The organism is Azospirillum sp. UFLA03-27 (assembly GCF_059803775.1).
Genome location: NZ_JAUQTX010000226.1, coordinates 1 through 10,898, shown reverse-complemented (window position 1 = coordinate 10,898; position 10,898 = coordinate 1). Strand labels below are relative to the sequence as shown.

At 70.2% G+C, this 10,898-nt stretch carries 13 protein-coding genes and 1 pseudogene; 5 read left to right on the top strand and 9 right to left on the bottom strand.

Features of this window, described 5'->3' with window-relative positions; translation table 11 throughout:
• Nucleotides 1-56: 56 nt before the first annotated feature.
• Nucleotides 57-971: a DMT family transporter gene (locus Q4I23_RS25525; protein WP_237904302.1), complete on the bottom strand. Its 915-nt coding sequence runs from the start codon at nucleotides 969-971 to the stop codon at nucleotides 57-59.
• Nucleotides 972-1,081: 110 nt separating this feature from the next.
• Entirely contained in the window at nucleotides 1,082-1,279 is a 198-nt protein-coding gene (locus Q4I23_RS25520; protein ID WP_014239330.1) for a hypothetical protein, read from the bottom strand.
• A gap of 248 nt (nucleotides 1,280-1,527) precedes the next feature.
• On the opposite strand from Q4I23_RS25520, the gene leuC reads away from it, so the two are divergent.
• The 5 genes and pseudogenes from leuC (at nucleotide 1,528) to Q4I23_RS25495 (ending at nucleotide 4,635) form a co-directional block, all read left to right on the top strand.
• Nucleotides 1,528-2,931: a 3-isopropylmalate dehydratase large subunit gene (gene leuC, locus Q4I23_RS25515; RefSeq protein ID WP_200527774.1), complete on the top strand. Its 1,404-nt coding sequence runs from the start codon at nucleotides 1,528-1,530 to the stop codon at nucleotides 2,929-2,931.
• A gap of 82 nt (nucleotides 2,932-3,013) precedes the next feature.
• A pseudogene (locus Q4I23_RS25510) lies at nucleotides 3,014-3,178 on the top strand (helix-turn-helix transcriptional regulator); the annotation flags it as partial.
• A gap of 45 nt (nucleotides 3,179-3,223) precedes the next feature.
• A complete protein-coding gene (locus Q4I23_RS25505; RefSeq protein ID WP_498528068.1) occupies nucleotides 3,224-3,703 on the top strand; it encodes a helix-turn-helix transcriptional regulator in 480 nt (159 codons plus the stop codon).
• A 105-nt stretch (nucleotides 3,704-3,808) separates the two neighbouring features.
• On the top strand, nucleotides 3,809-4,186 hold the full coding sequence (locus tag Q4I23_RS25500; protein ID WP_454020526.1) for a VOC family protein: 378 nt from the start codon (nucleotides 3,809-3,811) through the stop codon (nucleotides 4,184-4,186).
• A gap of 8 nt (nucleotides 4,187-4,194) precedes the next feature.
• Nucleotides 4,195-4,635 (top strand): EVE domain-containing protein, encoded by a 441-nt coding sequence (locus tag Q4I23_RS25495; protein WP_454020527.1) that lies wholly within the window; start codon nucleotides 4,195-4,197, stop codon nucleotides 4,633-4,635.
• 24 nt (nucleotides 4,636-4,659) lie between these two features.
• Here Q4I23_RS25495 and Q4I23_RS25490 read toward each other — a convergent pair whose 3' ends face one another.
• From Q4I23_RS25490 to Q4I23_RS25460, 7 genes are all read right to left on the bottom strand, one after another.
• On the bottom strand, nucleotides 4,660-5,991 hold the full coding sequence (locus Q4I23_RS25490) for a branched-chain amino acid ABC transporter permease (protein WP_498528067.1): 1,332 nt from the start codon (nucleotides 5,989-5,991) through the stop codon (nucleotides 4,660-4,662).
• An 83-nt stretch (nucleotides 5,992-6,074) separates the two neighbouring features.
• Complete coding sequence (gene truA, locus Q4I23_RS25485) at nucleotides 6,075-6,812, bottom strand: tRNA pseudouridine(38-40) synthase TruA (protein WP_498528066.1); 738 nt, start codon at nucleotides 6,810-6,812, stop codon at nucleotides 6,075-6,077.
• A complete protein-coding gene (gene fmt, locus Q4I23_RS25480) occupies nucleotides 6,794-7,762 on the bottom strand; it encodes a methionyl-tRNA formyltransferase (RefSeq protein WP_498528065.1) in 969 nt (322 codons plus the stop codon). Before fmt ends, truA begins: the two co-directional genes overlap by 19 nt.
• Nucleotides 7,763-7,801: 39 nt before the next feature.
• Nucleotides 7,802-8,308 (bottom strand): peptide deformylase, encoded by a 507-nt coding sequence (gene def, locus Q4I23_RS25475; protein ID WP_014239338.1) that lies wholly within the window; start codon nucleotides 8,306-8,308, stop codon nucleotides 7,802-7,804.
• A 138-nt stretch (nucleotides 8,309-8,446) separates the two neighbouring features.
• Nucleotides 8,447-8,677 carry a hypothetical protein gene (locus Q4I23_RS25470; protein ID WP_145674796.1) on the bottom strand — a complete coding sequence of 77 codons (231 nt, stop codon included), beginning with the start codon at nucleotides 8,675-8,677 and terminating at the stop codon, nucleotides 8,447-8,449.
• Between the two features lie 108 nt (nucleotides 8,678-8,785).
• A complete protein-coding gene (locus Q4I23_RS25465; protein ID WP_014239340.1) occupies nucleotides 8,786-8,995 on the bottom strand; it encodes a cold-shock protein in 210 nt (69 codons plus the stop codon).
• Between the two features lie 201 nt (nucleotides 8,996-9,196).
• A complete protein-coding gene (locus tag Q4I23_RS25460; protein ID WP_454018788.1) occupies nucleotides 9,197-10,687 on the bottom strand; it encodes a DNA recombination protein RmuC in 1,491 nt (496 codons plus the stop codon).
• Nucleotides 10,688-10,898: the final 211 nt, after the last annotated feature.

Here is a 10,898-nt window from a genome sequence, read left to right as displayed (position 1 = left end):
TGTTATAGTCTCGTGGGCTCGGAGATGTGTATAAGAGACAGCTCCCGAACGGCTCCCTACCTTGCCCGCATCGTCGTCAGGATTCCCGCGCCGATCAGCGCCACCGCGATCAGCACGCCGGCCGTCAGCGGCTCGCCCATGAAGACCGCGCTCAGCAGCAGGGCGGTGACGGGGACGAGGCAGATGATCTGCCCGGCCTGGGCCGCCGGCATGGCGGTCAGCGACTTCGCCCACCACCAGAAGCACAGCCCCGTGGCGATCACCCAGTTGAAGGCCAGGACGGTGCCCAGCGCGGGCGTCCAGTGGATCGGCCGGGCGTGCTCCGCCGCCAGGGCCAGCGGCGCGGTCGCCACGGCGCTGACGGCGATCTGCCAGAAGGTCTGGGTCCAGAAGGGCGTGCGCCAGCCGCCGCGGCGCCGGCGGTAGAGGGTGGCGCCGAGCGCCCAGCTCAGCGCACAGGCGAGCAGCAGCCCGTTGCCGAGCAGCACCGCCGGGTCGCTCCAGTCCATCAGCGCCGGGTTGAAGAAGACGAGGACGCCGGCGAAGGTCAGCAACGCGCCGATCACCCGCCCACGCGTGAAGCGCTCCCCGGCCAACAGCACACCCAGCGGCAGCGCCCACATCTGCATGGTGTAGGCCAGCACCGCGGCCCGTCCCGGCGGCACCACCCGCAGCGCGATGGAGCTGAGGTCCAGCATGCCGGCGATCTGCAGCAGCCCGACCAGGGCCAGCGGCCAGCGCTCCCCCGGCGGCGGCAGGAGGGGGAAGCGCAGCACCCGCGACAGCAGGGCCAGCACCGCCGCCGCCCCGGCGAAACGGAGAAAGCAGAAGGTCAGCGGCCCGATGTCGGACAGGGCCAGCTTCATCAGGGGCCAGTTGGCGCCCCAGAACAGCACGATTCCCGCAAGCTGCGCGTAGACCACGGTGCCCGGACCGCCCACGGGTCCCTGGCCGGCCGCGGCGCGTGGCATGGCCTGATCCGCCATGAGTCCTCCCAACCCTGAATTTTGCCGCATCCTACGGCGCGGGTGGGGGCGGGAGGTCTGCGTTCCCGGTGCGGCAGCCCCGCGAGGGGGCGGCGTTACGGCGTGCCGCCGGTGGAGAAGCCGGTGAAGACCTGGATGCCGAACCAGCCGCCGATGGCGAACAGCACCAGAAGGATCATGGTGGTGGCGATGGCGATGTTGGTCTGGCGGATGCGCCGGCAGTTCGGGCAGCCGGGAAGCTCGGCAGGATAAGGCCGTTCGCAGCGTTCACAGCGGACAGTGGGGTCCGTCACGGGATGACCCTTCATCGAATGGGGCAATGGAGATCGGTGGGCGGACGCTACCATAAGGAGCGCCTTCCCCGCCAGCCGATGGGCGGCGCGGAGGAGCGGCGATTTTTCGCTGCGGGATGCCGGGTGTTTTCCACAGGCTCGGCCTTGTCCTGGTTGAAAGAGACGGCTATTGTGCGGCCCTCTTACCGCACGCTTCGTTCGTCCGGTCTGTGGTTTGCGAGAGAGAATTGCCGCGAGAGAGAGTTGCTATGTCCAAGCCGCGCACCCTGTTCGACAAGATTTGGGACAGCCACGTCGTCCACCGTCAGGACGACGGCACCTGCATCCTCTACATCGACCGCCATCTGGTCCATGAAGTGACCAGCCCGCAGGCGTTCGAGGGGCTGCGGCTTGCCGGCCGTCCGGTGCGCCGTCCGGAAGCGACCCTCGCCGTTCCCGACCACAACGTGCCGACCACCGACCGCTCCAAGGGCATCGTCGAGGAGGAAAGCCGCATCCAGGTCGAGACGCTGGACAAGAACGCGCGCGACTTCGGCGTCCGCTACTTCCCGATGGACGACGTCCGCCAGGGCATCGTGCACATCGTCGGTCCGGAGCAGGGCTTCACGCTGCCCGGCGCCACCATCGTTTGCGGCGACAGCCACACCGCCACCCACGGCGCCTTCGGCGCGCTCGCCTTCGGCATCGGCACGTCGGAGGTGGAGCATGTGCTGGCCACCCAGACCCTGCTGCAGAAGCCGGCCAAGAACATGCTGGTCCGCGTCGACGGCGAGTTGCCGGAGGGCGTGACCGCCAAGGACATCGTGCTGGCGATCATCGGCCGGATCGGCACCGCCGGCGGCACCGGCCACGTCATCGAGTTCGCCGGCGACGCCATCCGCGGCCTGTCGATGGAAGGCCGCATGACCGTCTGCAACATGGCCATTGAGGGCGGCGCCCGCGCCGGCCTGATCGCCCCGGACGAGAAGACCTTCGCGTATGTGATGGGCCGCGCCCTGGCTCCGAAGGCCGGCGCCTGGGAGCAGGCGGTGGAGTACTGGAAGACCCTGCCGTCGGACGAGGGCGCGGTCTACGACACCACCGTCGTTCTGAACGCCGCCGACATCGTTCCGCAGGTCACCTGGGGCACCAGCCCGGAGGACGTGCTGCCGATCACCGCGACCGTGCCGAACCCGGCCGACGTAGCCGACGCCGGCAAGCGCGCCGCCGTCGAGCGCTCGCTGGCCTACATGGGCCTGGAGCCCGGCCAGAAGCTGACCGACGTGAAGGTGGACACCGTCTTCATCGGCTCCTGCACCAACGGCCGCATCGAGGATCTGCGCGCCGCCGCGGTGATCGCCCAGGGCCGCAAGGTCGCCGAGGGCGTGCGCGCCCTGGTCGTCCCCGGCTCGGGCCTCGTCAAGGAGCAGGCGGAGGAAGAGGGTCTGGACAAGATCTTCACCGAGGCCGGCTTCGAGTGGCGTGAGCCGGGCTGTTCCATGTGCCTCGCCATGAACGCCGACCGCCTGTCGCCGGGCGAGCGCAGCGCCTCGACCTCCAACCGCAACTTCGAAGGCCGCCAGGGCCGCGGCGGGCGCACCCACTTGCTCAGCCCGGCCATGGCCGCCGCCGCGGCGGTGACCGGGCACCTGACCGACGTGCGCAGCCTGTAAGCTCTCACGGTCCGCTGTGACGCCCGGAGCGGGGATGGCCTTCCAGCCGTCCCCGCTTCGTCGTTTTTAGGGGCATCCTCCGCTGTCGCGCGCCGAACGCCTCATCGATCTGATCCAGTGCCTGCGGCGCCACCGCCGGCCGGTCAGCGGGCATGTCCTCGCCGACGAACTCGGCGTCAGCCTGCGCACGATCTACCGCGACATCGCCACCCTCCAGGCCCAGGGCGCCCGCATCGACGGCGAGCCGGGCGTCGGCTATCTCCTCCAGCCCGGTTTCCTGCTGCCGCCGCTGATGTTCGCGGAGGAGGAGATCGAGGCGCTCGCCCTCGGCATTCGCTGGGTGGCTGACCGCGCCGACGGCGCGCTGGGGACGGCGGCGCAGAACGCGCTCGCCAAGATCGCGGCGGTGCTGCCGCCGGATCTGCGCGACCGCATGGACGCCTCCGCGCTGCTCGTCGGGCCGGGGGAGCCGATCGTCGGGGACGGCGTCGACCTCGCCGTCGTCCGGCGGGCCATCCGCAGCGAGCGCAAGCTGTCCATCGCCTACCGCGACCGCGACGGGGTCGCCACCGAGCGCACCGTCTGGCCCTTCGCGCTCGGCTTCTTCGACCGGCTGCGCGTCATGGTCGCGTGGTGCGAACTGCGCGGGGCGATCCGCCATTTCCGCGCCGACCGCATCGTCTCCGTGACGGCGCTGGAGGTCCGCTACCCGCGGCGGCGGCAGGAGCTGCTCAAGGAGTGGCGCGAGGCCGAGGGCATCCCGGTCCGGTGAGCGCGCCCGCGCACGACTGCTGACAGAAACTGTCAGTGTGTTGCCCTAGCCTGGGCTTCGCCGGACGGGATCGCCCGTGCCGGGGACCAGCGAGGACACCAGCCCATGTTCAGCGCCAACATCATTCTCCTCTATGTGGACAGCCCGACCGCCAGCGCCGCCTTCTACACCGACCTGACCGGCAAGCCCCCGGTCGAGGCGTCGCCCACCTTCGCCATGTTCGCCCTGGACTCCGGTGTCATGCTGGGGCTGTGGTCGCGCCACACGGTGGAGCCGGCGGCCTCCGCGGGACCGCTCGGCGGCAGCGGCGAGATCGGCTTCCGGGTGGCCGGCGCCGAGGCGGTGCAGGCCCTTCACGACGACTGGGTGCGGCGCGGCCTGACCATCGCCCAGCCGCCGACCGCCATGGATTTCGGCCACACCTTCGTCGCGCTGGACCCGGACGGGCACCGCCTGCGCGTCTTCGCCCCGACGGAAGCGTGAGGTCCGCCATGGATCCGACCACCGCCAGCCGCAGCTGGATCGCCGTCGCCTCCGCCGAGCATGTCCGGTGGGGGCGGGCGGAGGGCTTCATGCAGGTCTGCCACGGCAAGGCGGCGCCGCTGCGCCGCATTCGCCCCGGGGACCGCGTCGCCTACTACTCGCCGACCGAACGCTTCCAGGGGAAGGACCGCCTGCAATCCTTCACCGCCGTGGGCATCGTGCGGGACGGCACGCCATACCCGTTCGACATGGGCGGGGGCTTCGTGCCCTTCCGCCGCGACGTGCGGTGGCTGGACGGGCGGGAGACGCCGATCCTGCCCCTGCTCGACCGGCTGGACTTCTCCGCCGGGGTGCGGAGCTGGGGCTATCCGTTCCGCTTCGGGCTGTTCACGGTCACCGACCGCGACCTGGACACCATCGCCGCGGCCATGGGGGCGGACCTTCCCTGACCGGTCCCCGCCACCGGGGGGCTCTCAATCCCCCCGCCCGCGGCGGCGGCCCATCAGCCCGTCCGGGCGGTAGATCAGGAAGAGGGTGAGCAGGCCGAAGGCCACGATGTCCTTGTAGGCGATGGCGAAATAAGCCGACCAGAAGGTCTCGACCAGCCCCAGCAAGGCGCCGCCCAGCATGGCGCCGGGGACCGACCCGATGCCGCCGACCACCGCGGCGGCCAGCGCCTTGAAGCCCACCAGATAGCCCGTGTAGAAATTCACCCCGCCGTAATAGAGCGCGATCACCGCCCCCGCCGCAGCGGCCAGCGCGCCGCCCACCGCGAAGGTGGTGGCGACGGTGCGGTCCACATCCACCCCGACCAGTTCCGCCGCCCCCACATCGTCGGCGCAGGCGCGGTGGGCGCGGCCGTAGGCGGTGCGCTGCATGATCGCCCACAGCAGGGCGTAGAGCCCGCCGGTCATCAGAAGGATCACCGCCTGCGAGGTCAGGGCGGTGACGGTGAAGGCGCCGTCGCTGAGCAGCTCGTGCCGATCGGCCAGGAACTGGGCGGGCCACCAGTCGCGGGCGCCGTGCAGCAGCCGCATCCCCTCCTGATAGGCGATGGACAGGCCCACCGCGGCGATCAGCGGCGTGTGATTGTGGGTGCGGCGCAGGCGGCGGAACACCAGCCGGTCCATGGTCCAGCCCTGGACGGCGGTGAAGGCCATCACCGTGGCGAAGACGCCCAGCACCGCCAGTGGCAGGCCGCCCAGCCCGGCCATGCCCAGCGCCGCCGCCCCCATGGCGGTCAGCATGGCGCCGATCATGGTCAGCTCGCCCATGGCGAGGTTGATCTGCCCCAAAATGCCGTAGACCAGCGTGTAGCCCAGCGCCAGCAGCCCGTAGACGCAGGCCACCGTGGCCGCGTTGATGAGCTGTTGCAGGAAGAAGAGAAGCGGCGCCCAGTCCGTCCGCGGCTGCGGTCCCGGTCCGCTCGACTCCGGCGGCAGGCTGAGGCGGGCGGCGGGCAGGCCGGCCCAGATTCGCAGCATGGTGAATTGCATGGGCCGCAGCCGCCCCATGCGGTCGGTCGCCACCGCCACCAGTTCGTGCCGGCGCGAATCGAAGAAGCGTCCGCCGAAGCGGCAGGCGATCCAGTGGGGTCCGTTGTCCGAGCGGTAGGTCAGGCGCAAGGCCGGCTCGTCGCCGCTCAGCGCTTCCGTGTCCAGGATGGAGATGGGGCCGGAGTCGAAGGCGGGTATCAGCTTGCGGCACAGCGCGGCCTGATCGCCATCCACGCCGCAGCCAGTCAGCAGCAGGACGGCAATCAGCAGAAGGAACGGCGGGAACAGGCGCGGCGGACGGCGGTGCACGGCGACGGAAACCCGGCCGGTTGTGCTTCGCCTGAGAGTCTATCGGCAATCGGCGATGAGCGCCAGACGCCGCCTTATGGGCGTCAGTAGCGGGCGTTGACGAAATACAGCCCGTCCGGTGGGGCGGTCGGCCCGGCGGCGGAGCGGTTGCGGGCCTCCAGCGCGCGGCGCAGGTCGTCGGCGCTCCACTTGCCGGCGCCGACCAGCTCCAGCGTGCCCACCATGTTGCGCACCTGATGGTGCAGGAAGGAACGCGCGGCGGCGTGCACCCGGACCTCGTCGCCGACCCGCTCGACGGCCAGCCGCTCCAGCGTCTTGACCGGGGAGTTGGCCTGGCAGAGCGCGGCGCGGAAGCTGGTGAAGTCGTGCTGGCCGACCAGGACCTGAGCGGCCGCGTGCATCGCCTCGGCGTCCAGCGGCCGCATGACGTGCCAGGCGCGGCCCGTCTCCAGGGCGAGCGGGGCGCGGCGGTTGACGATGCGGAAGACGTAGCTGCGCCCCAAACAGGTCATGCGGGCGTGGAAGTCCTCCGGCACCGCCTCGGCCTGCAGGACGGCCACGGGGGCGGGCCTCAGGTGGAAGTTCAGCGCGTCGCGCAGCTTCAGCCCGGTGAAGGGCTTTTCCAGGTCGAAATGGCAGACCTGCCCCAGCGCGTGCACGCCCGCGTCCGTCCGTCCGGAGGTGTGGACGCGCACGGTCTCGCCGGACAGGCGCTCGATGGCTTCCTCCAGCGTCTGCTGGACGGAGGGGCCGTTGTCCTGCCGCTGCCAGCCGACGAAGGGCCGGCCGTCATATTCGAGGGTCAGTTTCCAGCGCTGCATGCGGCGTCGCCGAGACGGGTGCCGACGGGCAGGGCGAAGCCGCGCAGGAGGGCGGCGCCATCCACCGGAGCCTTGCCGGGCCGCTGCACCAGGGTGAGGCGCACGGCGCCGTCGGAGCAGGCGATGGTCAGGCGGTCGTCCAGCAGCGTGCCGGGCGCCGCCTTGCGCGCGTCGGGGGCGGGTTCGGCCTTCAGCACCTTGATGCGCTCCACCCCGCCCGTCGGCGTCGGGGCGTCGAACCAGCAGCCGGGCCAGGGGGTGAGGGCGCGGACCTGCCGCTCCACATAGGCGGCGTCGCGCGTCCAGTCGAGCCGGCCATCCTCGCGCGTCAGCTTGGCGGCGTAGGTCACGCCGGCCTCCGGCTGCGGCTCGGCGGTCAAGCGGCTTTCGGCGAGGCCGCCGAGCGCCTCCACGATCAGGCGGGCGCCCATCTCGGCCAGCGCGTCGTGCAGGCTGCTGGCGGTGGTCTCGGCGGTGATCGGCACCGCGTCCTTCAGCAGCATGGCTCCGGTGTCGAGCCCGATGTCCATCTGCATGATGGTGATGCCGGTCTCGGCGTCGCCGGCCAGGATGGATCGCTGGATCGGGGCGGCGCCGCGCCAGCGCGGCAGCAGGGAACCGTGCACGTTCAGGCAGCCCAGCCGCGGCGCGTCGAGGATCGGCTGCGGCAGGATCAGACCGTAGGCGGCGACCACCGCGGCGTCGGCCTTCAACTCGGCGAACTCCGCCTGGGCCTCGGCGTTGCGCAGCGACTTGGGCGTGCGCACGGGGATGCCGCGCTCCTCGGCGAAGCGGTGGACCGGGGATTTCTGGACCTGCTGCCCGCGCCCGGCGGGGCGGGGCGGCTGACTGTAGACGCAGACCACCTCGTGCCCGGCATCGGCCAGGGCGCGCAGGCTGGGCACGGCGAAGTCCGGCGTGCCCATGAAAACGAGGCGGAGCGGCGTCATGAAGAGTCGTCCAACGTCAGAAGGTTAGGCGTCAGAAGGTTAGGCGCGCTGCATCTTCTGGACTTTGCGCAGGATCATGTTGCGCTTCAGCATCGACAGGTAGTCGACGAACAGCACGCCGTTCAGATGGTCGATCTCGTGCTGGATGCAGGTGGCCAGCATGCCGTCGGCCTCGATCTCGCGCGTCTCGTTGGTCTCGTCCAGGTAACGGACCCGGACCGAGGAGGGGCGGGTGACCTCGGCGTACTGGTCGGGCACCGACAGGCATCCCTCCTCGCACACCGACGTCTCGTCCGATTTCCAGACGATTTCCGGGTTGGCGAGGCGGATGGGGTTCGGCTTCTCGTCCTTGTCGTGCACGTCCACGACGATCACCCGCTCCAGGATGCCGATCTGCGGCGCGGCGAGGCCGATGCCCTTCGCGGCGTACATGGTCTCGACCATGTCGTCCATCAGCTTGGCGATGCGGGCGTCGACCTTGTCGACGGGCTTCGCCTTCTGCTTCAGGACAGGGTGCGGGGCGACGAGGATATCGAGAACGGCCATGGGAACTCAGCAACGGTGCGTGGAGGTGCGACAATCCGTCAAAATATGGGGGGCGGGCCACGAGGTCAAGGAAGGCGCAAGGCACAACCCGCCTTCCTTGACCTCGTGGCCCGCCGATCCCATCGGGACGGCCGCGCCTCAGAGGGGCGAGCGGGTGATCGACTTAATGGGGCCGCGGGGATTGCCGGACATCTCGGCGATCTTGCGGTCCTGCTCCTCGATGAAGCCGCGGGCCGGCTCGTCGCCGTCCAGGCCGCCGACCAGCGTGCCGGGAACCTTGCGGTTGGAGGTGCGGGCGCCGTCTTCGTACAGAACGTCGAACAGCACGTAGGCGCTGTCCACCGGCTGCTTCTTCTTGGTCTTGGCCATGGGGGGAAACTCCGAACGTCAGGGGGGTGCTTGTAGAGGAAAAGCGCGCAACGGAAAAGGGCACCGGTTTCCCGGTGCCCCCTCCGATGCCGTGCCGTGAGACGTGGCTCAGACGGCCTTCAGGTTCTCCGCCGAGGTCTTGCCGCGCTTCGGATCGCGCTGCTCCTCGTAGGACACCTTCTGGCCTTCGTTCAGGCTGCGCAGACCCGCGCGCTCAACCGCGGAGATGTGGACGAAAACGTCCGCACCACCGTTGTCCGGCTGAATGAAGCCATAACCCTTGGTGCTGTTGAACCACTTGACGGTACCGACGGGCATGATTGCTCTCCGATTAGTATGAAAGGCGCCGCATCGGCCGGTGCGGCGCATCAGACTGTGTCCAGGCATAGCGACGATCTGGGCACCCGAAGGCGTAGCAGGCCGGCAGTCCGAAGCAGAATGACAGGAGGGAAATTGGGACCGCTCCCCTCCTTTGCAAGGCGAAACAAGACGGGCAAATCTGGGTTGCAGACTTCAGCCCTACGCCCTGGCTGCCGCTCGCAGTTCCGCCGCCCTCAATTCTGTTGCCCTCAATTCCGTTGCCCGGGGCTCGGCCGCGCGAAGCTCCGGCGCCTGGAGCGGGCGTGGTGCGTGGTCCAGCGGTTCCAGCAGGGGAATCTCCTCGGCGCTGTCCGGGGTGGCGTGGAGATCGCGGAAGCGTCGGGCGGTGACCAGGACGCGGGACTCCAGGCTGCCGACCGCCCCGTTGTAGCTGCCCACGGCCTTTTCGAGCTGCCCGCCCAACCGCTCCATGTGGCCGCCCAGGTCGTGCAGGCGCTTGTAAAGCTCGGCGCCCAAGGCGCTGATCTCGCGGGCGCTGTCGGTCAGCCGCTCCTGCCGCCAGCCGTAGGCGACGGCGCGCAGCAGCGCGATCAGCGTCGTCGGGGTGGCGAGGATCACCCGGTGGTCGATGCCCGCCTCGATCAGCGCCGGGTCGTGCTCCAGCGCCGCGGAGAAGAAGTTCTCGCCGGGCAGGAACAGCACGACGAATTCCGGCGAATCCGCGAACTGGTCCCAATAGGCCTTGGTGCCGAGCTGCTTCATATGCTCCCGCACATGGCGGGCGTGGCGCGACAACCCGTCGCGGCGGGCGCCGTCGTCGGCGGCCTGCACCCCGTCGAGATAGCCCTCCAGCGGCGTCTTGGCGTCCACCACGATGGTCTTGCCGCCGGGCAGCTTGACCACGAGGTCGGGGCGCAGCCGCCCGCCGGTGGCCTCCACGCTCATCTGCTCCACGAAGTCGCAATGGTCGAGCATCCCGGCCATCTCGCAGACCCGGCGGAGCTGGATCTCGCCCCAGCGCCCGCGGGCCACCGGGCTGCGCAGGGCGCGGACGAGGTTGCCGGTCTCCGCGCGGAGCTGGGCCTGGGTCTCCACCAGCGACAGCACCTGCTGCTTCAGCCCCTCGTAGGCGCCGGCGCGGCTGCGCTCCATCTCCTGGATCTGGCCGTCCATGCGTTCCAGCGACTGCCGGACCGGGGCGACGATGTCGGCGATGGCGGTCTGCCGCTTCTCCAGGTCGCCGCGCGCCTGCTCCTGGAAGGTCGTCAGCGTCTCCTTGGCGAGGTCGAGGAAGCTCTGGTTGTTGGAGCGCAGGGCTTCGGCCGACAGGGCCTTGAAGCTGTCGGACAGGGTGGCCTGCGCGCGCTCCAGGAGAGCCAGCTTCTCCGCCGCCGACGCGCGCTCGCGGGCCAGCGTCGTGGACAGCTCCGCCTGCCGTTCGCGGGCGGCGGACAGCTCGCCGTTCAGCCGGGTGATCTGGTGGTCGCGGGCTTCCACCTCCTCCCGCAGGTCGCCCTCGATTCGCTCGGCGACGTCGAGCCGGGTGACCAGTTCGGCGTGGATGGCGGCGGCCTCCGCCTCGGCGCGTGCGGCGTAGAGGCGCACGATCATGCCGGCGAGGATCGCCCCGAGAAGGGCGCCGGCAAGGCCGCCGAGAGCCACCGACTGTGCGTCGAACGCGAACTGCATGAAATTCCCCGAAGATCGCTGCAAATGCCGAGACCACCGGCGAGACTACAGGAACGAATCAGGAAAGAGAACGGGCAATGAACAAAGAAGAACCCTCTCCGCGGCTCCGTTCCGCCTGCGATGCGGGTCGGTGAAGCGGGCTTGCCCGCCGTCGCCGTCTGCGCCATATCCGACGGATGCCCGACGATCCGTCCTCCCCCTCCGGTTTCCC

Bases quoted from the DNA above. Each gene is read 5' to 3' on its own strand.
- def (WP_014239338.1), bottom strand. From the start codon at position 8,308: ATGGCCGTTCTCGATATCCTCGTCGCCCCGCACCCTGTCCTGAAGCAG.
- Q4I23_RS25495 (WP_454020527.1), top strand. From the start codon at position 4,195: ATGGATCCGACCACCGCCAGCCGCAGCTGGATCGCCGTCGCCTCCGCC.
- leuC (WP_200527774.1), top strand. From the start codon at position 1,528: ATGTCCAAGCCGCGCACCCTGTTCGACAAGATTTGGGACAGCCACGTC.
- Q4I23_RS25525 (WP_237904302.1), bottom strand. From the start codon at position 971: ATGCCACGCGCCGCGGCCGGCCAGGGACCCGTGGGCGGTCCGGGCACC.
- fmt (WP_498528065.1), bottom strand. From the start codon at position 7,762: ATGACGCCGCTCCGCCTCGTTTTCATGGGCACGCCGGACTTCGCCGTG.
- Q4I23_RS25500 (WP_454020526.1), top strand. From the start codon at position 3,809: ATGTTCAGCGCCAACATCATTCTCCTCTATGTGGACAGCCCGACCGCC.
- Q4I23_RS25460 (WP_454018788.1), bottom strand. From the start codon at position 10,687: ATGCAGTTCGCGTTCGACGCACAGTCGGTGGCTCTCGGCGGCCTTGCC.
- truA (WP_498528066.1), bottom strand. From the start codon at position 6,812: ATGCAGCGCTGGAAACTGACCCTCGAATATGACGGCCGGCCCTTCGTC.
- Q4I23_RS25470 (WP_145674796.1), bottom strand. From the start codon at position 8,677: ATGGCCAAGACCAAGAAGAAGCAGCCGGTGGACAGCGCCTACGTGCTG.
- Q4I23_RS25465 (WP_014239340.1), bottom strand. From the start codon at position 8,995: ATGCCCGTCGGTACCGTCAAGTGGTTCAACAGCACCAAGGGTTATGGC.
- Q4I23_RS25505 (WP_498528068.1), top strand. From the start codon at position 3,224: ATGTTCGCGGAGGAGGAGATCGAGGCGCTCGCCCTCGGCATTCGCTGG.